Source organism: Porphyrobacter sp. ULC335, from assembly GCF_025917005.1.
In the GTDB taxonomy this organism is placed as follows: domain Bacteria; phylum Pseudomonadota; class Alphaproteobacteria; order Sphingomonadales; family Sphingomonadaceae; genus Erythrobacter.
In genome coordinates this window covers 977,408-1,000,527 of record NZ_CP078091.1, presented here as the reverse complement: position 1 = coordinate 1,000,527, position 23,120 = coordinate 977,408, and the positions used below count along the sequence as shown (strand labels likewise).

The 23,120-nt window shown below is 60.7% G+C and carries 18 protein-coding genes; 11 read left to right on the top strand and 7 right to left on the bottom strand.

The window, feature by feature from the left end:
• The first annotated feature begins 30 nt into the window (after positions 1 to 30).
• The 3 genes from KVF90_RS04845 (at position 31) to KVF90_RS04835 (ending at position 5,640) form a co-directional block, all read left to right on the top strand.
• The gene (locus tag KVF90_RS04845) at positions 31 to 1,515 is read left to right on the top strand and encodes a hypothetical protein (protein ID WP_264393723.1); all 1,485 of its coding nucleotides are present in this window, start codon (positions 31 to 33) and stop codon (positions 1,513 to 1,515) included.
• 4 nt (positions 1,516 to 1,519) lie between these two features.
• Complete coding sequence (locus KVF90_RS04840) at positions 1,520 to 2,482, top strand: hypothetical protein (protein WP_264393722.1); 963 nt, start codon at positions 1,520 to 1,522, stop codon at positions 2,480 to 2,482.
• An 89-nt stretch (positions 2,483 to 2,571) separates the two neighbouring features.
• Positions 2,572 to 5,640, top strand: a complete 3,069-nt coding sequence (locus KVF90_RS04835; RefSeq protein ID WP_264393721.1) for a thioester reductase domain-containing protein — start codon at positions 2,572 to 2,574, stop codon at positions 5,638 to 5,640.
• 361 nt (positions 5,641 to 6,001) lie between these two features.
• On the opposite strand, the gene KVF90_RS04830 is transcribed toward KVF90_RS04835, so the two are convergent.
• From KVF90_RS04830 to KVF90_RS17420, 6 genes are all read right to left on the bottom strand, one after another.
• Positions 6,002 to 8,269, bottom strand: a complete 2,268-nt coding sequence (locus KVF90_RS04830) for a YadA family autotransporter adhesin (protein WP_264393720.1) — start codon at positions 8,267 to 8,269, stop codon at positions 6,002 to 6,004.
• Positions 8,270 to 8,414: 145 nt separating this feature from the next.
• Positions 8,415 to 9,296 carry a hypothetical protein gene (locus KVF90_RS04825; protein ID WP_264393719.1) on the bottom strand — a complete coding sequence of 294 codons (882 nt, stop codon included), beginning with the start codon at positions 9,294 to 9,296 and terminating at the stop codon, positions 8,415 to 8,417.
• A gap of 686 nt (positions 9,297 to 9,982) precedes the next feature.
• Complete coding sequence (locus KVF90_RS04820; RefSeq protein WP_264393718.1) at positions 9,983 to 10,648, bottom strand: hypothetical protein; 666 nt, start codon at positions 10,646 to 10,648, stop codon at positions 9,983 to 9,985.
• Positions 10,649 to 10,857: 209 nt separating this feature from the next.
• Entirely contained in the window at positions 10,858 to 11,523 is a 666-nt protein-coding gene (locus tag KVF90_RS04815; protein ID WP_264393717.1) for a CPBP family intramembrane glutamic endopeptidase, read from the bottom strand.
• A gap of 100 nt (positions 11,524 to 11,623) precedes the next feature.
• Complete coding sequence (locus KVF90_RS04810; RefSeq protein ID WP_264393716.1) at positions 11,624 to 11,851, bottom strand: DUF4287 domain-containing protein; 228 nt, start codon at positions 11,849 to 11,851, stop codon at positions 11,624 to 11,626.
• Between the two features lie 20 nt (positions 11,852 to 11,871).
• Positions 11,872 to 12,294 carry a DoxX family protein gene (locus KVF90_RS17420; RefSeq protein ID WP_413677010.1) on the bottom strand — a complete coding sequence of 141 codons (423 nt, stop codon included), beginning with the start codon at positions 12,292 to 12,294 and terminating at the stop codon, positions 11,872 to 11,874.
• A 72-nt stretch (positions 12,295 to 12,366) separates the two neighbouring features.
• Between KVF90_RS17420 and KVF90_RS04805 the strand changes: the two genes are divergently transcribed.
• The 8 genes from KVF90_RS04805 to KVF90_RS04770 all read left to right on the top strand — a co-directional run bounded on the left by KVF90_RS04805 (position 12,367) and on the right by KVF90_RS04770 (position 21,452).
• Complete coding sequence (locus KVF90_RS04805) at positions 12,367 to 12,903, top strand: MarR family winged helix-turn-helix transcriptional regulator (protein ID WP_264393715.1); 537 nt, start codon at positions 12,367 to 12,369, stop codon at positions 12,901 to 12,903.
• A gap of 536 nt (positions 12,904 to 13,439) precedes the next feature.
• A complete protein-coding gene (locus KVF90_RS04800; protein ID WP_264393714.1) occupies positions 13,440 to 15,047 on the top strand; it encodes a phage tail sheath family protein in 1,608 nt (535 codons plus the stop codon).
• A 34-nt stretch (positions 15,048 to 15,081) separates the two neighbouring features.
• On the top strand, positions 15,082 to 15,648 hold the full coding sequence (locus KVF90_RS04795; RefSeq protein WP_264393713.1) for a phage tail protein: 567 nt from the start codon (positions 15,082 to 15,084) through the stop codon (positions 15,646 to 15,648).
• A 283-nt stretch (positions 15,649 to 15,931) separates the two neighbouring features.
• On the top strand, positions 15,932 to 16,360 hold the full coding sequence (locus tag KVF90_RS04790; RefSeq protein ID WP_264394676.1) for a thermonuclease family protein: 429 nt from the start codon (positions 15,932 to 15,934) through the stop codon (positions 16,358 to 16,360).
• On the top strand, positions 16,357 to 16,722 hold the full coding sequence (locus tag KVF90_RS04785; protein WP_319641064.1) for an excalibur calcium-binding domain-containing protein: 366 nt from the start codon (positions 16,357 to 16,359) through the stop codon (positions 16,720 to 16,722). The genes KVF90_RS04790 and KVF90_RS04785 overlap by 4 nt, the downstream gene beginning before the upstream one ends.
• 51 nt (positions 16,723 to 16,773) lie before the next feature.
• Positions 16,774 to 16,995 carry a DUF6961 family protein gene (locus KVF90_RS04780; RefSeq protein WP_413677009.1) on the top strand — a complete coding sequence of 74 codons (222 nt, stop codon included), beginning with the start codon at positions 16,774 to 16,776 and terminating at the stop codon, positions 16,993 to 16,995.
• A 326-nt stretch (positions 16,996 to 17,321) separates the two neighbouring features.
• Positions 17,322 to 17,825 carry a hypothetical protein gene (locus KVF90_RS04775; protein ID WP_264393711.1) on the top strand — a complete coding sequence of 168 codons (504 nt, stop codon included), beginning with the start codon at positions 17,322 to 17,324 and terminating at the stop codon, positions 17,823 to 17,825.
• Between the two features lie 288 nt (positions 17,826 to 18,113).
• Positions 18,114 to 21,452, top strand: coding sequence for an amidohydrolase family protein (locus KVF90_RS04770; protein WP_264393710.1), 3,339 nt, complete (start codon positions 18,114 to 18,116; stop codon positions 21,450 to 21,452).
• Positions 21,453 to 21,713: 261 nt separating this feature from the next.
• Here KVF90_RS04770 and KVF90_RS04765 read toward each other — a convergent pair whose 3' ends face one another.
• Entirely contained in the window at positions 21,714 to 23,114 is a 1,401-nt protein-coding gene (locus KVF90_RS04765; RefSeq protein WP_264393709.1) for a DUF1501 domain-containing protein, read from the bottom strand.
• Between the last annotated feature and the right edge of the window lie 6 nt (positions 23,115 to 23,120).

The following is a 23,120-nucleotide window of genomic DNA, read 5'->3' as shown; positions in this document are numbered from 1 at the left end:
GATGCCTATTACAACGAGCAATGGGCGCGCTTGCAGGAAGAGGAAAAGCAGCGGGCCGAGCGCTTTCGCCAAATCTGGTACCGGCGGTTGCAGGGGGAGCAAAAGCGCGCTCGCTACACGCCGTGGCTGGTGATCCCAGCGGCGCTTACCGATTACGGCGCACGCCCGCTTGACGGCAGCCTCGCTCACTGGTGCTCTCCGCATATCGGCGTGTTCAGCCCCGACCCGAGTGGATTGGCGCTGGCGGGCGCACAAAACACGGTGTGGGCGCGCGTGTTCAATCTTGGCGCAATGACCTCCGCGCCCACGCGCGTCAGGTTCTTCTGGGCGGATCCTTCGGTCGGCCTCGGCGCGAACGACGCGCAATTCATCGGCGAAACCATGATCGAGGTGCCACCGATGAAATCGGTGCTGGTCGAGTGCCCCGTACCGTGGGTGCCCAGTTATCTCAACAATGGCCACGAATGCCTGTTCGTGGAGGCCGGAAATCAGATCTTCGATCCGGTCACGGCACCCTTTGCCCCGCGGCAGGATCGCCATGTTGGCCAACGCAATATCCAGGTGCTGCCTGCAGTTGATCAGACCATGATGATGTGGATTCCGGGCGGTACCGGTGCCCTTCGAGGTGAGCTTCGCGCACTTGTCTTGCGCGGGCGGGCACGTGAGTTGGTGATGCAGGAAACGCCGGTCGCGACCCTAATGCAGATCGTGAATGCGATCCAGCAGGGGTTCGGTCAAGGAACGCGAGGGCACAGGGCCATCGCCGTCAGACGTGAACCGCCAGAAGCGGCGATCCGCAAGGTGACACTGACCGATGAGGCTCGCAAGGCGCATGACGAAGCTGCGCCGACCCACCGTGAGCCGACAGCCAATGCCGACCGGTGGGGCGAAAGGATTTTGGAGCTCACCACCAAGCCGGGTCTCCACCAGCAAATCCGGATCGACTTTCATGACCTCGAACTCGCGCGCGACGAAGTGATGCATGTGCAACTGACGTGGCTCGCGGAAGGCCGGTTGGTCGGTGGCTACACAGTGGCACTGGCAGATCGGAACTGGTTCGCTGACGCAAATACCAAAGTCAAACAGCAAGGAGGAGTTATGTCTGCATCAAAAGACGGATATGAGGACTTGCGGGATCTGGTGATCCACCACAACCCGCATGCTCAGGCAACGCTGACCATTGCCAAACAGCTGCACGATGATCTGCCGATCAAATCGGCGCGCCAGCTGCGCGACGGGATCAAATTGGGCGAGGCTTACATCTCTCCCGAAGTGCTCGATCAATTGGGGGCTGCACTGTTCCCGATCGAAACGGCTGAGGATCTGGTCAAGCGCGTCGGCGCCATGCTGCGCATGTTCACCGCCTTCGCGGCGCAGAACCCGGCCAGCCTCTCGGCTCCCGAGTGGCTGCTTCACAGCCGTCTGACCGGTGCCGGCCCGCGCGAATCCGTGCGTCAGGTGCTTGTCGCACAAGGCGAGCCGATCTTCGCCCTGCCCCCAGAAGAGAAGGAGTGAGACGATGGTTGCGATTGTCACACTGCGCGTAAACAGCTGCGCGACCGGTTCGGCTCTGAGCGGAGCCGCCGTCACTGATGGCTACAACATCGTGTACACCAACGCTTATGGCGAGATTGCGGTGTACTGGGACAACTCGGTCTATGCCGGGTACGGGGTATCCATCAGCAAGAGCGGTTACCAGACACGTCCTGTGAACCTTTACAACTCCCAGAACGGTACCACAGTGACGACTTGCCTAGAAGCTCCCACAAGCGGCGGCGGGGGCAGCACCGGAGGCGGGGGCAGCACCGGAGGCGGAGGCAGCGGCGGGATCAGCTGCTTCATCGTAACAGCGGCGACGGGTTCGCCCTTGTCGCAGGAAGTCGATCGGCTACGCGGGCTACGCGACGAGATCGCTGCTCGCAGTCAGGCTGCCGGAGCGCTAATCGATGCGATCTATGACGAGTACTGGCAGTTCAGCCCTGCCCTTGCCTCGCGGATCGACGCAGATGGTATGCTACGCCATGGCGCGCTGCTCGGTGCGGTGCGGCCATTGCTCGCCTGGTACAGTGCAGCAGCCGCGCTCGCTACGGGGAAGTCTGTAAATCGGCCCACGGACGAAGTGCGCAATGCTTGTGCGCCGGTCCTTCCGCCCGATCAGATCGCCGGATTGGTTGCACGTATCCGCGCGGACAAGAGCGTTCCGCCCGAAGCGCCTGCAGCCCTGCGCGAGATCGGCGAGCATCTCGTCGCAGCAACCCGATTGCCGCTGGTGGACTGGGCGATTCTGTGGCCCCTCGAGACATGCTGGCGGCTTGCCAGCGGCGAGGGCGAAGCCGAAACGGCTATCGCGCAATGGCTGGCGTCGGCACCTCTGCAGCCGCTGCTTTCAGCCGGGACCAAGGAAGCCCTGATAGCCGCCGACCTGCTTCGCTTCGCCCCCGAAGCCAGATCCCATCTGCTCACCCGCCTTGGGCTAGGCTGAGCCTGTCCGAGTGGCATGCTGCGGCCTCCCCTGCCCCCGGGGGCCGCAGCACTTCCATTGTTTGGGCCTAGAGCAAGGATGATTCAGACTTGTCTGCAGAGACCCTGATCGATCCGTTGACGGCACAGGCCATAGCCGACCCTGGCAGGGTGCTGTTTACCTTCAGCGATAGCGGCGGCACACAGCGCGAGTGCATGACCACCGGCGACCTGCTGGGCCGAGCGGCAGGCATCGCTACGGAACTTGAAAGGGCGGGCGTCGCAGCAGGCGATCGGGTTCTCTTGGTGCACCCGCCTGGTCTCGAACTGGTGGCCGCCCTATTTGGTGCCATGCGGATCGGCGTTTTGGCGGCCATAGCACCGGTCACAAGCGTCTCCGGAATGAAGTCCGAAGCGACTCGGAGCCGGATTGCTGCGATCCGACAGGATTGCAATGCCGGGCTCGCGCTCGGCCTGGCGCAGCAGGCCGGACCGGCGAATGATTTGGGCCTCGACTTCCTGGCAACCGACTCGATTACCGCCAATGGAGAGCCATCCGGTCGCCCCGGGCCCATCGCCTTTCTGCAATACACTTCGGGCTCCACGCGCCAGCCGCGCGGCGTGGCCGTGCGTCATGACAACATCATCGCAAATGCGCGCGCGTTGATCGATCATCCGCCGATCGGAGCGACTTGGCTGCCGATGTTTCACGACATGGGGCTGATCGGACACTACCTTTTCCCGGTCGTTCTGGGCGGTGCCAACCATGCGATAAGCGCACAGGACTTTTTGCGCCGTCCCTTGACGTGGTTGCGGCTCGTGACCTGCAATCGCGCCACCTATGCCGCAACTCCGCCATTCGGGCTGGAGCTTGTCCTAGAGCATCTCGCGCGCGATCCGGCGATCACGCGGGATATCGACCTGTCATCGCTGCGCGTTCTCATGCTCGGCGCCGAACCAATTTCTCCGGACCTGATGGACCGGGCGACGACGCAACTCGGCGCATGGGGCCTGCGGCCGGGCGTTTTGGTTGCCGCCTATGGGTTGGCCGAAGCAACACTGGCGGTAACGCGAGGTGGCAGCCGGTCACAATCCTTCGATCCCGGCGCTTTGTCCCGTGGGCTCGCCCGCGTCCATGGCCAAGGCAAGGGCCGCCGTCTGGCGAGTTGCGGAACGCCGGTAGAAGGGACTTCGGTGATCATTCGCGAGCCCGCATCGCACCGGATTCTGCCCGCTGGCAAGATTGGCGAAATCTGCGTTTCGGGTGCCGCTGTCACACCGTTCTATTGGCACGATCGCGACAAATTGCCCTCCCCTACGCTTGAAACCGGCGATCTCGGCTTCTTCTACCAAGGCGAATTGTACGTTTGCGGGCGCGCCGATGATGTGATGATACAGAGGGGCGCGAATCATCATCCGCAAGACATCGAAGCGATCTTGGAAGGCACGCGGTGCGCCGCTTTCAACGACGAGTTGGGACGCGCCACTTTGTTGGTCGAATCCCCCCCTCCTGCCACACCTGCAAGGATTCGGGATATGGTTGCAGCTGCCACCGGTCTCGATCTCGACCGGGTGGTCATCGCGGCGCCGCGCAGTGTGCGCAGGACAACGTCGGGCAAGGTTGCGCGCCGTCATACTGCGGCGAGCCTGCGCGAAGGGCCCGTTCGCGTCGTCAGCGATACGATCTGGACCAGCAAGGATCAGGACGATGTTCTCGCCTGGCTCACCCAACGGATTGATGAGGCACCTGATCTCCTTGATGAACCTCTGGCTGCGACCGGCATCACGTCGTTGCAGCTAGTAGAGTTGCAGCTATCGCTCGAACAGCTTGCCGAGCAGGCAGGAGTTGGAACCGAAACACCCTTGATTGACGGTCTTCGGATCCAGGCGGCCAGTAACAGGATGATCCTCGAACTTGCTGATGCCCTGAAAAGCAAAAGCGCCGTTGCCGATATGTTTAGGGACATCGCAATCTTTGCAGAAAGGGCGCAGGATCAGGAGCGTGCGCAAATGAGGACCGACGCCTGTCTCGAACTTCCGCCCTTGCACACCGCCGGTTCCGGTCCGCCCGAAGCCATCCTTCTAGTCGGAGCGACAGGATTTTTTGGCCCCCATCTTCTGTCAGCGCTGCTGCGCATGACCAGGCTGCCTGTAATCGTTATGGCACGTTCGTCATGCGGCCAGACGGCGCAAGCGCGGGTGCTCGCCAGTTTGATAAAGGCGACACCGCACGCCGCCAGCTTAGCCTCGCGCATCGAAGTGATCGAGACTGACCTGGGTGCGGAACGGCTGGGATTGCCGGACGCGGTATGGCGGCGATTGCAGCGCACGCGTCTGGCGATCTACCACAATGCCGCAACGGTCGATTATGTCAGAACCTATGATGCGCTGCGCCCCGCGAACGTGATCGGAACCAAAGCGCTGCTTGACCTTGCGCTCGGTGGGAACACGGCGCAGTTTCACTACGTCTCGACCACTTTCATCTTCGGCTGGACGCGCAAGCCGGTCCTGTTCGAAGGCGATGCCAACCATGCTATGACAGGCCTCGATTTCGGATATTCGCAATCGAAGTGGGTCGCCGAGCGCTTGGCTTTAAGGGCAAGGGCACAGGGCTTGCCGGTCACAATCTATCGCCCATCGCTAATCTCGGTTCCAGAATCATTGCAGGGCGCATCGAACGACGTTGCCGCGCGGCTTCTTGCGTTCATGATCAATCACCGCGTAGCAGTCGACACCCCGAACCAGCTCAGCCTGGTTCCGGTCGACGTCACCGCGAATAATCTGGCCGCGCTTTCGCTGCAGAGCGGCTCCCGTGGCGCGACATACCATCTGACCGCAGACCGGTATTACAGCATGACTGCACTGACACGCGAGATCGCCAGGGGTTCTGGCATCAGGTTCGACGAGTTGTCGATTCCCGAATTTCTCCGTTTCTTGAACGACAATGCCCGCGCGAGCGATCCCGTTTTCCCCCTTCTCGACTTCTTCAATCGTTGCGCACCGCAAATCTCGCAGATGACCCTCAAGCGATATGATAATCGCGCATATCGCGCTGCAAGGGACAATTCACCATGGGGCATGCGGGACCCTGAACTTGGTGAAACAAGCTGGCGGCTTGTGCGTTTCGTGGAAGAGATGGGTTGGGTGCAACAAAGCGTCGGCCGGGAAGTCTTCGCTTAATGGTACAGGTCTGATCGAAACCGCATCTAGGCGCAGTCAGATTGTTCACCAAATCGATTATGTAGCCAGAACCTGCCTTGCAGCTAAGGGCCCGGTTTCAGCCATCCGGGGCGACTGCGCGAGCTCCTCAAACCGGCTCGGCGGCTATCGCGACACTTGAGCCGAACTGAGACCTTCCGCGATCCAGCTCCACAGCGCCGGTGCGACCTTTCGATTTCTGCGCTAAGAGCACCAGGTGGTCTGGCATGTGTTGGGAGGGGCAGACCGGCATGCTGGCGGGCCAGCCGGTTGGTTGCAACGCACTTGATCAGCCTTGCGACGCCAATCCGGTACAAAGTTCTGCAGGCACTCATCAGCGTAATCAGAAGGAAAAGCCGACGCCGCCGGCCGCGCCCCCATCGCCGCGCGAATTGATGCTGGCGCGCAAGTTGACCACGAAGTCGCCATCAGCCGTCGCTTTCGAGATGCCGAGCGCAATCGCGGTCTCGCCCTGCCACGTGGCCGTGCCGATGCCGAACATGCCCCTTCCGGGCTGGATCGCCTGCGGGATCGTCGCGATCGCCATCGAAGAGGCTGTCGCGGCATCGGTGTCCTGCCGCAGCTGGCCGAGATCGAACCTCACCTCGGCAATGCGCAAATCAGTATAGGTGTTGGCCGACAAAAGCGTCTGATTGCTCGCTGAGACCAGCTGCGCGAGATTCACCGCATCGGTTGCCCGTATCCCGGGGCCGACGTTGGCGATCCGGCGGGTCGCACCCCGTCCCCCAAGCGAGACGACATTGTCTTCCCCCTCATCCGTTGAGCCAGCGCCGATCGCGACGGAGTTGGTCCCACTTGCTTGCGCACCTTCCCCGATCGCAACCGAGCCGTTGGCGCTGGCCGATGCATCGGTGCCGAGCGCGAGGCTCGCTGTGCCGGACGCGGAGGCGCTGGTCCCGATGGCCATCGTGTTGCCACCGGCCGCTACCGCCCCGCTGCCTGCGGCCAGGCTGTTGTCGCCCGTGGCGCTTGCAGCACTGGCACCTGGCGCTGCATTGGTCCGGACCGGCCCCGCTCGTCCGTCTTCGAGCGCGACGATGCGAGTGCTATTATCGGTTACGTCTGCCTCGAGCACCACGATGCGATCGGTATTATCGGTGACGCGAGCGTCGAGCACGTTAATGGCGACGGTGTTGGCTTCAACCCTGACGGTCAGCGCGCCGATAGCATCACTGTTGCCTTGGGTCTGAGCGGCTACGGCATTAAGCTGTCCGACATTGGCGGCGTCGGTCGGTGCGATCCCGGCCGCAAGGTTGACGATCCTGCGCTCCGCCCCGACCCGCCCGATCGAGACTGTGTTGCTCTGATCTGCGTTCGAGCCACGCCCGATCGCCACTGAATCCTGCGCCCGCGCCGCCGCGCCTGCACCGAGCGCGACTGCGCCTTCGGTCTCGGCTGTTGCGCCTTGTCCGGCAGCAAGGCTGGATGCCCCGGTAGCCCGCGAGGCTTGACCAAGCGCAGTGCTGAAGTTGCCCGAGGCGAGGCTGTTGCCGCCAATGGCGATGCTGTTGTTGGCGCTCGCCGTGGCCGCTTCACCGAGCGCCGTGGTGCTGCGGGCAGTCGCTCCTGCATTTGCTCCAATGGCATTGGAGGCAAAGCCGCTCGCGACGGCACCGTTGCCGACGCTCGTCGAAGCAATCCCGCTGGCAATGCTGTTGGCGCCAATGGCGGTTGTCAGGATCTCGGTTGCGCCCGCGTCCTGACCCACCGCAACCGCGCCGGTCGCGGTCGCGCGCGCGCGGGTTCCAAGTGCGGTGGTATTGAATCCGCTCGCGCGCGCCTCGAGGCCGAGCGCCAAGGCATCACCGCCAGCGAACGCGCCGTTGCCGATGGCCACGTCGCCAGGCGTTGTGGTCTGTGCGATCGCTCCCTCGCCCGCACCAGACACCGCGCCTCCGCCTATGGCTATGCCACGCTGATATGTAGTCCCGTCAGGATTTCCGAGGCTGATCGCGCCGTTGTGCGCGGAAATGCCCTGTGCCGTGGCGAGATTGGCGTAGCCCCGGATCGTTCCGGCAAAGTCGGCGTCACAGTTCGGCAGGTTGATCTGGCTAGCGCTGATCGAGGCTTCGGCTACGGCAATGCCGGAACTGGCCGTGCTGATCGCCAGGCCTGCCGTCAAAGCGTTGGCAATAACAAAGTTGCTTCCGACCAGTTCTGCAATGTTACCACCCAGGGCAGTCGCGGCTCCTGCAATACTCAACGAGGATACGATCGGATCTAGCTGCTGGGAACATACGCCCGCGACACCGCCTGTGGCCTCCCTTAAGGCCGCGTCGATAGCAATTCTGATGATCTCAGCCTTAGCTTCCTCTGGAACATTGGGGTTTCCGTTGACGCCGTCAATAATCCTGCGGATATCCGCCTGCAAGGCGAGCTGATCGATGTCGGTGCCAAGCTGCTGCGTCTCCACGTTATAGGAAGGGTTCACGGGGCCAAAGCTTGAGCCAACCGTCTGCGCCGTCAAAGCCGATGGAATGGCTAGCATGGTGGCGGACGCCATGGTTGGGGCGCAGGCCAGCAAACGGGCCCGCCAGGAGATACGGCGGGACAGATCGGCGCGAGCTTCGATGGCGGTCAGGGTCATCATGGCATCCTTCTCATGACTGGTGCCGAACGGCGCGCGCACAGGTGAACGTGCCCCCTTTTCTAGGGCCGCGCGAGCAGATCGGCATTTTTTTCAATGAGGTAGATTTACCGTAGGGGGCGCGGCCGCGCCCCCTAAACGAAAATAGCTATTTTTCTTGAGGGTCGCTTTCATCACCTGGCTTGCGCCCGAGCTTGGCCTCGATCCACATGCCCACGATCGTCAATTCCCGTGCGATCCAGATCTCGAGTTGCTCGGCGAAGGCGGGGGCGAGGATGATTTGGCTCGAGGGCAGCGCGCGCCGCACCCAACCCTTTTTCTCGGCATCGGCAAGCATGCCGGCGATATGGGCAGGGGACACGCCGTAACGCTCGGCCATCGCGGCCCGGTGGACATCGGTTGCAAGACCGTGTGCGCCAGCCAGTTCGAGCATCAGCAGATAACCGTGCTTGCGGTCCATGAAGGAGGCGATTTCGGGCATTCCTTCCATTAGCACGAAGTTGTCGTGTCCGGCGCGCAACACCACGCTGGTCCAGTATCTCTCCATGAGTTCGGGCATATTCGCCAGCGCGTGAGGCGTGTCCGGCAGATCAAAGACCATGGCGACGCTCTCGAGAACGGTCTCGAAATAATTGCGCTGAGATTCGACAAATGGCTCTGTCAGCTCAAGCCGCTTGCGACGGCGATCTTGCGGATCGCTGTAGGCCCGCATCATGCCGCGGTCGATCATCTGATCGATCAGAGCGCGCAGGCGGGTCGCGGAGGCAACCCCGGCCTGTTCCAACGTGCGAATGATCGTCGAGACCGCAGCACCGTTGATCGGATCGATCCGGTTGTGGGCGACGACATTCATGATCAGTGCGAAGGAGCCCGTGTCGGCATTGAGATCATGGCGCGTCTGAATGAAAAGCCGCGAGAGCGGGACATCGGCAGTAAAGCGGTGCCTGGCCGCAGAAAACGCGGGATGCCGACGAGTTTCCTCGACCATTTTATGAAAGCGGACCCGATCGAATCGGCCAGGCTTGGTCATAAAGCTCTTTGTGCCTTTGAGTGTGTGCCGGATAGTGCAACCATTGTCGTGAGCATGCGTTAACATGGACTTGCAAGCGCTTGTTGCTGCATGCGCTTTTGCGACGGCCCTTGGGTGAGAGACCGAGGGCCACGCGCTGAAGATGGCCAGGCTCGGCAAAAAAGCGAAACAATTGGATCGATCGAATGCTCAGGCCAATCGCTCCCCTCCCGAACGGTGGGCTGCATCTTTTTAAGATTGTGCACGACCTGAATGTGACCTGCCCGCTCGGGATCATTGCCCTAAGGTAGTCGCACAAGCAACGCCTTGGCGCCCGGCCAGTGGATCGCCAAAGCTGCCCTCGATTGCTCAGCGATCGAGGGGGCAGGGCCCGGGCAAGGCGGTGTCCGATTTCCACCCATAAGCGTCCAAATGCACCGTCGAGGCGCAATCCCGAAAGCGGTATGGCAGCTTCGGGCGGAACCAGACGTCCAATTTGGCGGACGCTAGCGGCCGGTTCTGGGTCGAGATCTGGCGGCAAGTCTTGGGACTTAGCCGTCGTTGGTAAACGGCTTGCCGAAGGCTCGTTTTGCCAGAAGCGGACGATGGTTTGCTAGAGAACGTCAATGCCAGGTATCCAAGTCCACTAACTACATTCCGATAAACAGGAACCGACCACAAAGTTGCCATCTCTCACTGCGTCACGCTTATCGAGCGACGCAATTCACGCCCGCCCACATATCGGTCACGCGGGCTTCTGCCGAGGCACCATCCAATACGCCATGCAGAGCGCCAGCACTGAACTCCCTTCCGAGCGATGATTGGCTGACGGTAACGTCGTAAGTGGCTTCTAGCTCTGCTCGAGTACTGCCAGGGCGAATACCTGCGGCGGTCGCGACATCGCTGCCCGCACGCCTGCTTAGGCCCCATCCGGCAAATCGGTTATCCTGAAAAATGACACTCAGCCCGTCCGGCCAGGTTGCGATCCGGACCGCGCCGGCGCCGCAATCCTGATTGACGCCAATTTTGGCGGGGCCGCGGATCTTCTCCAGTGAACCGAGTACCTCCATCTCCGGACCTCCAAAGGGCACAGGGCGGGCGCTGCCGCTTGGCTGAAGAAACCATCGGAGGCCCTCTCCCTCTACGGCCAGACGAGGATCAAGGGCCTGTTCGGTCGTGGCCCCAGCACCGCGTGCAGGGTTGCTGTCGGGAAACAGTTTGGCATTAGTGGGAGTTTTTCCTGCACTCTGGGCCGAACGCGCTTCGTCGGCGTCAGGATCGGCAGAACATCCGCCTGTGAACGCGAAAATCCCGATATAAAGTGCCAAAAGCGACGCGCACAAAAACTTCGATAAAAACATCGCAAGCTCCATGTTTCGTGTCGATCAGTTGTGAACGAACTGAGAGGCATATGTGCGCGATGACACAAACAGGTCCGTATCTGGAACGAAGAAGTCGCAAACTAAGCGCTCTTTGCGCAGCTTTCAGGTCAGCTCGAGGTGTTTGCACGGCAGATTGCCACCGACCTTGCCATCCGCCGCGGGTTGACCGCGGCGCAACCCGAGACGCAGGCTCTCTTAGGTCACATTTGCAGGCGCGCTAACGTGAAGCCGATCAAGTCCGCAGCGGTGTGAGCCAAGATGCAGCTCCATAGATCCCTGCGCCACATGTACAGCCCAGTCAGGATGATGGTGGCAAAGCCAACAATGATCATTTGTGCGCCACCCCATGACCAATGGGTCAGGAGAAAGGCTGCGCCTGCGATCACTCCGGCCAGCCAAGGACGACCACACAGGAACTGCAGCCGCTCAACCGCGTATCCGCGATAAAGAATTTCCTCCGTCACGCCTGCGACTACCGGCGTAAGAATGAACAGCCATAGCGGGACTTGAACGATGGCTGCCGTTGCTGCCATATTCTGGCGCAACCCGAGCATTGGAGCGATCACCGCAAACGACAGCATCACGGTCGCCATCAGGAGGACCGTGGCAAGAGCGCCCCATTTGAGTGTAGCCCAAGTGGGTTTGATCAGGCCCACCGACGAAAGCGGCAGTTTTTCCGCCTGCGTCACCCAGATCAGCATAAGGATCGCAAACCCAACCCAGACGATCTCACGCCCGTTTCGTGTTCCGATGGCAGTGTCCTCGAACAACAGCTTCGGGAGCCCCAGTTCGGGAAGTCCAAAGGCCAGCAGCAGACCGGCGACGGCGAGCGATGAGAGGCGGCGGCGGTTACCGGATTTCAGCAAGATGAACATTCCTTGAGAGCAGAACAGAGGTGACCGAAGTCGTCTTCACCCGCCGCGTGCGAGGTTGACAACAGCGACGCCCGCTTAAGCCGGTCCCGGCTCAATTGCCGGGCTCGCGTTTTCCGGAGAGCAGGGCATACACTGCCATGGCATGCCCGTGGCCAAGACCGTGCTCGGACTTGAGCCAGTCCACTATCTGCCCCGCTTTCACGCCCGCCTTCAGTCTGCCCTCATCAGAAAAACCCTTGGCATCCGCGGCAGCTTTAAGATGGGTAGGATTGAGGCCCGTTTGGCGTTCAATCGTATCCAGATAGGCTTGAAAGGACATGGTCAGGGCTCCTTGATCGATCAGGGTTGTGCGCGACGTAGAGGGAAGATCGCCCGCAGCGCAGGGTCACGGAGCCAAAGCCCGCCCCACATCACCAGACCGAGGTATAAGCTGAAGAGCGCGTGACTTAACAGCGGGGCATCGACGCGGACCTGCGTTGCCATAGCTCCCCCAAGCAGCCCAGTGGTGACAACTGCGCCAAGGATGCTCGAGCGCCGCCACAGCAAAAGGAGCAAGCAGCCAAGCTCAATGAGACCGATCCGCAGAGCCATGTCTGCGTCCCAGCCGAGAGACACCAGCGTGCCGGTTGCCACGTCTGCCATGAGCAGCTTGGGAGCGATGGACGCTCCCAGCATGAAGATGGCGAAGAGCCCCGTAAGTCCATAACCGGCCCATGTTCTCCATTTTGGCCAGACCGGGCTATTTGAGGATGGCGTTGTCATTATGAGGAACTCCTTGCACCTGACGGCGAGATCGCAATATCTTGATGTCGAGATTTATCGGAGAGTATCTTGATGTCAAGACAAATGCGCTCGCCTGATCATGTTGAAGTCCGTCGCGAGCAGTGGGTGCGCGAATTGCCCGATGTTGATACCATCGGAATGGCCGTGCTGGGCCGCGCCCGGCTGATCACGTTGCATGTCCGGCCGGCAATCGAAGCCGTGTTCGAGAGGCATGGGCTCGATGCAGGCGAGTTCGATGTGTTATCGACCCTCTTGCGCGCGGGTCCCCCCTATCGCCTCAGGCCAACCGAACTTTACACCTCGCTGATGATCTCCTCTGGCGGTCTGACCGATCGCCTTAATCGGCTCCAACGGGCGGGCCTGATTGATCGTGAGCCGAGCTCTGAAGACGGGCGGAGCCTGCTCGTCCTGCTTACGCCTGAAGGAAAGAAGCGGACCGAAACGGCATTTCGCGAAGACATGGAAGTCGAGCGCGATTTGGTGGCAGGCCTCGATGGTGACGAGTTGAACCAGCTTGCCGCGCTTCTTGCAAAACTGGCATCGAGCATAGCTGGAATGAACCGCACTCAGGCCGACCCGACTTCCTAGAATGAGGCCTACGACCAATATCGGCAGCGTCACTGATGTACGCGGCGCCGAAAAGCAATTAATGATACCGACAGCCTTTGGAGCGGTGGGTTGGAAGCCGCCATAAGCCAATCCACCCATCCCCGGTCATAAGCGGATTCGACGCGCGATTCCGAAACCAGAATGGCGGATTCTGGCGAAACCAGACATTGAGCCCCACGGTCGCGAATGACGAGGGTTGGTCGGCAGCAGCCGGAAGGTCATGGGACATTGCGCCATTTCTGACGGGATCGCTGAAGGCCTGCTTGCTCAAGCAGCTGACATCCTAACGGAAGCTTCAGTGACGTGGTCGAATGGCTAGTGGGCCCGGTGGCGGACTGTCTGTTCACGGGCTAGAGTTGGGCCACAGCAACTCTCCAGGTTGAGGGCGAATTGGCTCCGAAAGGCGTACGATCGGCAGCCCTGCCCAATGTACGTTAGACCGTGCATTGAAGTCGTCGTCAGCGCTAATTTATGGCAAGTGCAGTGGACTTTGGATTGCTCGACAAGGAAGTCTCATGCCGATCGAAGTGAATTTTCCGGGCGTCTATGAACAGTTGTCTAGCGGACAACACACGATCGCTCCGGTCGGTACGTCCATCGCCGCCTTTGTCGGCCGTGCGCTGTTCGGTCCGACGGACCGGCCGAGCGCGGTCTTCAGCTTTATGGATTTTGTCAGCCATTATGGTGGACTGCAATTCGACTATCCGCTCAGCTACGCGGTGCAGGATTTCTTCGCCAATGGCGGGTCACAAGCAATCATCGCAAGGCTGTTCGAGCCGAATGACGGCGATGGGGTTGCCAGGCTCAAATTCCCAGGCCTATCGCCGCAGTTGATCCTTTGCGCTGCCAATCCCGGCGAATGGGGCAATGGCCTGAGCGCGCAAGTGGATACTCGGGGGATTAGCGACGCGACCTCGAAGCTACTCGGCGAATATGACCTGACCGCGATCGATCTGTTCAACCTGACGCTGACCCTCACCAACGCCCGCGGCCAGACGCTGAAGTCCGAGCGCTTCGTCAACGTTGCGGTCAAGCAGACCGGTAACGCCGCACATTACCCGAACCGGCTCGATCAGGTGCTTGCCAGTCAGTCCAATCTCGCGCGGGTGGCGGCGCTGTCGCCGGTCCCGCCCGCCGATGGCGCAACGGCGGTCTGCGTCGGCGGCAACAACGGCACCTATCTCGAACCGGGCACCTATATCGGCGACCCCGATGAGAAGACCGGGATGTACATGCTTGAGCATGTCCAGGCCTTCAACTTGCTCTGCATTCCGCCTGATCACCGGATCCTGCCCGCGGTTCCCGATGCCAATCAGGACCTGCCGATCTCGGTCCGCCGGGCCGCCGCGCACTATTGCACCGATCGTCGGGCGTTCTTCATCGTTGATCCGCCGGTCGACTGGATCAACAAGGCTAAGCAGGGCCAGCTATCGGCGATCGACCCCGACGCGGTCGGCATCTCCGGCAATAACGCTTCGGGGATCGAGGTAGCGCGCAATGCAGCGGTTTATTTCCCGCGGGTCATCAAGCCCGACCTCATGAGCGAGGCGCAGCCGGCGATCTTCCCGCCGTGCGGCATCGTCGCCGGCATCATGGCCGCGACCGACGTCAGGGGCGGCGTGTGGAAGGCGCCTGCCGGAATCGACGCTGAACTCGCCGGCGTATCAGGGCTGGAACTCAATCTCACCGACAACGAGAACGGCCTGCTCAACCAGCTGGGGATCAACTGCCTCCGCAACTTCCCGATCATCGGGCCGGTGGTGTGGGGAACACGCACCATGCAGGGTGCCGACAGGTTAGACGACGACTATAAATATGTCCCGGTCCGCCGCCTGGCGCTTTTCATCGAGGACAGCGTGTTCCAGGGGACGAAATGGGCGGTGTTCGAGCCCAATGACGAGGCGCTTTGGTCATCGCTGCGGCTGATGGTGAGTTCGTTCCTCGCCGGCCTGTCGCAGCAGGGCGCGTTTTACAACTATTCGGTGGCGTGCGACGCAACGACGACGACCCCCACCGACATCGCCCTCGGCAAGGTCAACATCCTCGTTCAGATCGCGCCGGTGAAGCCGGCCGAGTTCGTCGTTATCCAGATCCAGCAGACCGCCGGTAGCACGCCGAGCTGATCCAAGCCCGCGCCATTATTGAACAGGAACCGTCATGGCCAATACCGAATTGCCCAAGGCGACCTATCGTTACGACCCGTACCGCAACTACAAGTTCCGTGTGACATGTGACGGCAAGTATGTCGCCGGCGTCTCCAAGGTCAGCGCGCTCAGCCGCTCCACCCAGGTCATCTCCCACTGCGCGGGCGGGGATCAGACAACGCCGCGCCGTATGCCGGGGCAGAGCAAGTACCAGCCGATCATCCTCGAACCGGGCGTCACCCACGACGCCGTTTTCGAACAATGGGGCAACAAGGTCTGGGACTACCACAGTTTCACCTTCGACGATCAGCAAGGCGGGACGGGCAACCAGGACGTCTCGCAAAAGAACTTCCGCAAGGACATCATCCTCGAGGTCTATAACGAGGCCGGCCAGAAGGTGATCGCCTACAACATCTATCGTTGCTGGCCGTCTGAGTTCACCGCGCTCGCCGAAATGGATGTTAACGGCAATGGCGTCGCTATTCAGATGCTCAAGCTCGAAAACGAAGGTTGGGAACGCGATACGACCATCGAAGAACCGTATGGCTGGCACGGCGCATTTGGCCACAAACTCGGTTGATCTTGGGGTAAAGCACTGGATGACGCGAGGGCGCGGCTGCATGCAGCCTTCGACCGGGCGATCAAACGAATAGGAAGTCCCGTCGGCAAAAGTAGTCTGGTTGCAGAAATTTTGAAATGGACATGGGCATCCGGTTCCGTGACCGTGCCTGCATCGCACTCGCGCGTTGACCGCGCTGGCGACGGAGGTAATAAACTGCCATCCCTTTCAGTGGATTAAATGCCAGCCGAGCCCCGGAGCCGTTCCGGTTTGTGTCACAGCATTATGCAAGCGGGATTGACTAATAGTGTTTTCACTCTTTCTTCTGGCTGCTGTGCCCGCAGGTGAAACCTTCGCCTGCACGCCGGTGGCGGTGTGGGATGGTGACGGGCCGATCTGGTGCGATGAGGGGCCAAGGATCCGGCTTGCCGGTATTGCGGCACGCGAGATTGACGGGTCCTGCAGTGCCGGCCATCCTTGTCCCAAGGCGAGTGCGCTCGAGGCTCGCGACGCTCTGGTTCGGCTCTTGGGCGAGCCGACAGGGATCGGTCCGCACGGCCACGTTACAGTCCGTGGTCCGACTATGCGATGTCTGTCAGACGGTTCTGGCGGCGGCAATCGGACGGCAGCATGGTGCATGTCGCCCAAGGGGGGTGACCTTTCTTGCGCGATGGTTGCGTCGAAGATGGCTGCCCGTTGGGATCGTTACTGGCGCGGGCACGTCTGCCAATGAAAGATTGGGGTGACGGCGAGGAGCGTCCTTCGGTCGGATTGAAGATCGAGTTCTTCGTCCTCTCATTCGCATGGGGGATGGCGATCCTGGCCACTATATTTACGCTCGTTGGTCCTACCCCGGATGGCGCGCATTCTGGTAGACTTGCCACTGTTGCGTGCCACAGCGATAGAGTAAACGGCGATAGACATTGCGATCACGCCCCGAGTGCAATTCGCCCGTTCGCGTCCAAAATCAACAGCAGCGTATATTACCCGAGTTGCGCTGCGGCGCGAGGAGCCGGTGCTGCGCCACTCTATCGCGGTCAAGCTGGCTATGGCCTTCATCTCGACATGGATAATGATGGGAAGGCCTGCGAATAGAATGCAGGCGATATATCCTAGGCCAATTGCGCCGCGCTTGATTCTCCGCTCATGGCGCTGACCCGAGACCATGAAATCTGGGCAATGGCGCTGTGGGTGGCGAAGCACCACCAGGCAGATGGGCACGCGTATATTGCTGATCGCATTGCCACCCTTGAAGCCGAAGGCGCGCCTGGCGGTGTGGCACTTTGGAAAAAAGTGGAGCAGCGTTACTCACAGCTCACAGGTACGCCAGAGCCGATCCATGGTCAGCCAAGACACATGCAGAATTAGGGACTGTCCTACACGGAACAAAAATAGAACAATGCGGCCGACTCAGCAAATCGGAGGCCCAAATGTTGATACTCGACCCGGCAGTCATCGCCGCGATCGCAGTGCTCATAACTGCAATCTCAGCGCTCATTTGGTCCATTCGGCGTAAACCATGAGAGCGGCCAGCCGAAGTCGGCTGCAACAGGCAGGGGGGGGCTTGCGAAGCAACTCGGAAGCCATGGCGACGAGCTTTTCCGACGTCGCCAGTTTTCTGGTTGCCGCAGGAAACCGGTTTGCTAACAGATGGCTAGCGAACTATTCGCTGATATGAACTAATAGGGGGAACAATGAAGAACATGGTTCTAGCGGCGGTCGCCGCTGCAAGCGCATTTGCCACTGGCGGCTGTGCTACGGTCCTCAATGGGACGAATGTGGACTACACGACAGAAACGCGACCAGACGGGGCAACTGCAAAGTTTACAAGCGGGCAAGAATGCAAAACACCTTGCACGCTTGAGATGAAGCGTAAGACTGATCAGCGTGTCGATCTTTTCGCTGCTGGTTACAAGCCCACTTACGTTCTAATCCAATCCAAGCTCGGCGGTGGTAGCTTTGGCAATATCCTGCTCGGCGGCGGCATTGGCGCTGTTGTTGATGGTACTAACGGCTCCTCTAACCGCCTATATCCGCGACCTCTTATTGTGCAGCTCGCTCGGGAAGGGACGTCTGACGAAGCCGTACTTCTTGACGAAAAAGGCACTGTCGTCTCGACAGTTCAGGCTCACAATGACTCTGTTCGTTTGGACGTTGCGAAGACCATTGGGCCGAAACTTGCGGGCCTAGAAGACTGATCAAAGGAGGCTGATAGGAACGTGGGGACGAGCCTCGAGGCTCGTCCCCACGTTCATTTATCACGTTACGCTTGATCTTGATATCGAAGCAAACGGAATGTCTTAGGGTTATCACGAATGGCCCCGACGTCGTCCTTTTTCCTGGAGACTGGCAGCAATAGCTCAGGATCCAATCGCGCAGTGAACCAGATTGCGTGATGCAATTCGTCGTCGACCAACGACATGCCCTGCCTCTGGATAAAATCCTATGTCCCGCTACTCTCTCGCGCCGACAGAGGGAGACTTTCCATGCACCGTTTCGCCGCCGCCTTGCTGGCCGGGACCGCCTGCCTTGCACCCAACCTTTTGGCACCTCTTGGTGCCGCCCCTGCAAAGGGGAAAGACACCCAGGCCGAGGAAAAATGGGATGTTGAAGCGCCAAAGGGGGCGGTGCTCAAGCAGGTGACCATCAAGACCGATGAAGGCACCTGGATGGATGTCGACGTGGCGCCCGACGGGAAGACGCTCGCCTTCACAATGCTGGGCGATATCTACACCATGCCGATCACTGGCGGGACACCGAAGCGCATTTCGGAAGGCCTGTCATGGGATGTGCAACCGCGCTTTTCGCCCGATGGCACACGCATCGCATTCACATCCGACCGCGGCGGCGGGGACAACATCTGGGTGATGAACGCTGACGGCAGCGACAAGCGGCAACTGACCAAGGAGGACTTCCGCCTGCTGAACCAGCCGGCCTGGTCGCCTGACGGGCGTTTCATTGCGGCCAAGAAGCACTTCACTACCGAACGGAGTGCCGGCACCGGCGAGATCTGGCTTTACCACGTCTCGGGAGGCGGCGGGGTGCAGGTCGTTGAGCGCGCCAACGAACGGCTGCAGAAGGAATTGGGCGAGCCCGTGTTTGCGGCAGATGGCACCGCGATCTACTACACCCGCAACACCACGCCCGGAAACACCTTCGAGTACGCGCAGGACTCGCAGGCCGGCATCTTCGCCATCGAGCGCCATGATCTGACGACGGGCGAAGTGACGACCGCAGTCAGTGGCTATGGCGGAGCGGTACGTCCCGCGCCCTCGCCAGACGGCAAGGACATCGCTTTCGTGCGCCGCGACAAGGATCAGACCCAGCTCTGGGTCAAGGACCTCGCTTCGGGCCGGGAAAGGATGATCTACGGCAAGCTTGATCTTGACGTACAGGAGACCTGGGCCGTCACCGGCGTCTATCCCAACCTGGACTGGCTGCCTGACAGCAGTGGAATCGTGTTCTGGGCGGGCGGGAAGCTCAACCGCGTGAACCGCGACGGGTCGGGTCATGCGGTGATCCCCTTCGCGGTCAATGACACGCGCGCCGTAGCTGCCGCGCCGCATCCCGTGATCGATGTCGCGCCTGACACCGTCACGACCACGATGCCGCGGTTTGCCACGCTTTCGCCCGATGGCACCCGCGTGGTGTTCGAGAGCCTGGGGCGGCTCCACGGCAAATCGGCCCGCGGCAAGGATGCGCCTGCACCGCTTACCGGCGATCCGGCCGATGTTGTCGAAGCCTTTCCCGCATTCAGCCGGGACGGCAGCCGCCTCGCTTATGTCCGTTGGAGCGACGACAAGCTCGGCGAGATCGTTATCGCCGATGCGAATGGCCAGAACCGCAGCGTGCTGACCGGACCCGGGCATTTCGGCAACATTGCCTTTTCCCCCGACGGCACGATGATCGCCTTCGAGAAACGCGAAGGCGGATACCTGACCGCCCCCGACTTTTCGGAAAATCCCGGCATCTATGTGATGCCTGTCGATGGCTCTGGCGGGGCGAAGCTTGTGACCCGTGACGGTGCCAATCCGCAGTGGGGCGAGGCGAATGACCGCTTGTTCATGGTCGCACGCGACGGCGGCAACCTCGCACTGGTCTCGACCGACCTGTCGGGCGAGGCGAAGCGCACCCACGCCAAAGGCGACCTTGCCAATGATCTGAGGATTGCGCCCGATGGCCGCACGATCGCCTTCCGCCAGAATTACGAAGTCTTCGCCATGCCGCTGGCGCCCGGCGGCAAGCCGGTCGACGTCAGCGAGACTGGAGGTTCGTTGCCTGTCACCAAGGTCAGCAGCGGAGGCGCGGATTACCTAGGCTGGGCCAATGGCGGCGAGACGCTGTTCTGGTCAATCGGGCCTTTGCTCCAAAATGTGAATGTCCCGGCGCTGTTTGCCAGTACCCCCAAGGCCGAAACCGACAAGACCGCTGCCTACACGCCGCCGACCACCGGCATTCCGCTGCAGGTAACGGTGCAGAAGGCCAAGCCTTCGGGCACGACCATCATCACCGGGGCGCGGATTCTGACAATGCGCGCTGGCCTCGGCGCCAGCGATGCCGGGGTGATCGAGAACGGGCTGATCGTGATCGAAGGCGACCGGATCGTGGGGGTGCATGATGCTACCACGGTCAAGATTGCCTTCCCCGAGGATGCGACCCGCATCGACGCCAGCGGCAAAACGATCATACCCGGCCTCGTCGATGCCCACGCCCACGGTGCCTACGGGGTGGGTGATCTCATACCGCAGCAGAACTGGTCGCTGCTACAGGACCTGGCGATGGGTGTGACCACGATCCATAACCCTTCGAGTCAGGCGAGCACCGTGTTCGCCGCAGCCGAACGCCAGCGCGCAGGGTTGACGCTGGGCCCGCGCATCTTCTCGACCGGCGAGATCATCTACGGGGCCAAGGCCCCCGATGTGTACGCGCGAATCGACAGCTACGAGGACGCGCTGGCGCACGTGCGCCGGATCAAGGCGCAAGGCGGCATTTCCGTGAAGAACTACAACCAGCCGCGCCGTGAACAGCGGCAGATGGTGGTGCGCGCCGCCGCGGCGGAAGATATCCTGGTGGTGGCCGAGGGCGGTTCGTTGTTTGGCATGGACATGAACATCGTCGCCGACGGCAACTCGACGCTCGAGCACAATGTGCCGGTTGATGTGATGTATGAAGACGTACTTCAGCTGTTTGGCCAGTCGGCTACCAACTACACACCCACGCTTGTCGTGACCTATGGAGGGCTGGCGGGCGATCCCTACTGGCGGCAGGCGACCAATGTCTGGGAAAACCCGCTGATGGTGCATACCCCACCCAAGATGCTGCTTGCCGATACAGCCCGGCGCACCAAGGCACCCGATTGGGCCTTCGTCGATGACGACAATGCGCGCGAGGCGAAGAAGCTTGCCGAGCGCGGGGTCAAGGTCAGCATCGGCGCGCATGGCCAGCAGGCGGGCGTGGGCGCGCATTGGGAGCTATGGAGCTTCGTACGCGGTGGAATGAGTCCGGTCGAGGCACTCAAGGCAGGGACTATCAGTGCCGCGCAGTCGCTCGGCATGGCCAAGGACATTGGCAGTATCGAAGTTGGCAAGCTTGCCGATCTGGTCATCCTGTCGGACGATCCCAGCGCCGACATCGCCAACACCGACAATATCGAGAAGGTCATGCTTGGCGGGCGGCTCTATGATGCAAGGACGATGAACGAGATCGGCACCGGCACCGACACCCGTCGCAGCTATTGGTGGGAGCAGGCCGGCGGCATGGGGGCGGGCGGCTCTCAGCGCTCTACCAACGAAGGCCGCGGCCACGCTGATGGAGACGCAGGATGAGCGAGAATTTAGAGGTCTCAGGGCAAGCGCGAACGCGATTAGATTTCGATAGAACTGCCGCAACGCAACGCCCCCGAATGTCAGGACGCAGCAAAGTCTGAGTAAATTTGATTAAATCTTGCGGCCCTATGATGGGGGTCTCTATAATTCATACCCCCCTCAGGGCCGAAAGCATATCGGCCAGAGACATGTGCAAGCCCTTAAGTCCAGGCGACTTTTCGCAACATGAAATCCTATTGTTGGAAAAACAATGTCTGCGCATCAAAGGCGCATGAACCCAAGGTTGGGACTGGCAAATCGGGCGATATTTGGTGCCACGAACCCGAGATTGCTCGGCGAGACGCCAAACCAGAGACCGAGTGTCGCAGCATATTCGTCAACGGACGTCGTCGGAAGGAGTCTCCCGCGTCCAACCTGATCGTCGCTTGTGAGCGAGATGCTGGGAGCACGTCCATAATACCTTCCACCGTTGACGCTTCCTCCGAGAATGAAGTGATGCGATCCCCAGCCATGGTCGGTTCCATCACCATTGAAGCTCAGGGTCCGACCAAAATCCGATGCTGTGAAAGTCGTGACAGCGTTCTCGACGCCGAGCTGTTCGATTGACGCGTAGAACCGGCCAACCGCGCTGTCGAGCGCGGCCAACAGGCCTTGATGCTTCGTCTTGAGGTCATCGTGATTATCGAAACCGCCCATGGTCACGAAGAATATCTGGCGCTTGACACCGAGCTGCTGGCGCGCGGCGATCAGGCGTGCGACCGTAGACAGCTGACCCGAAATTGAGTTCGGATCACCAAATCTCGTATGCTCCGGTGAATTGGAAAGAACGCTATCGATGAAGCCGGAATATTCGATCGAACGTGCGTTGATCCGGGCATAATCGTTCTGGAGGACATTCTGGCTTTGCTGTTTGAGGAGCGCCAGCAAAGCTGTCGAGAATGTGCTCGTGCCCGCCGCGGGGTACATTTTGATCGGGCCATATGGACTGATGTTTGTGGCTGTCGTGTTCTCGCCATTAACGAACACAGAGTTGCCGTTGGTGCTGATCGCAGTGAACATGGCGTTCTGGTTGTGCGAGAGCATCAGGTCGCCGAGCCTCCCGCCCCAACCGAAACGTGCCCTCTCGGGTGCAAAGGCCTGCCAGGTCGACTGCTGATCGTTGTGAGAAAAGAGCTTGTCCGGCCTCGGAAAAGAGCCAATGTTCTCGCTCTCGAACTGGGCTTTGGTCAGGGGGGCGATCAGCGGACCTACATTAAGCAGCGTCGCCATTTTGCCTTCATTGAAGCGTCTCGCAAGGTTTGGCATCGCGGGCGCAAGCGCAAATCTCAGGTCGTCGGTGAGGACCTGATCTTGCGGGTGGACCAAAGCGGTCCCGGCCAATTGTTCGTGCGGAATTGCAACACCAGCGCTGCCGCCCCTGATTGATGCATAGCGGGAATAGTTTGCAGCATCACAGGGGATAAGCGTGTTCGCGTGGTCATTTCCTCCGAACAGGAAGATGCATACGAGAGCCTTGTAATCGCTGGGTTGTGACTGAGCTGCGGCATCGCCAAGGCCTGCAAGGCCAAGTGCGTAGCCCGAGCCGGCTCCTGCCAGACTGAGTGCGCTGGCACGCCGGACAAACGTCCGGCGCGTGATGTCCCCAATACGTAAGATGTGCATCGTACC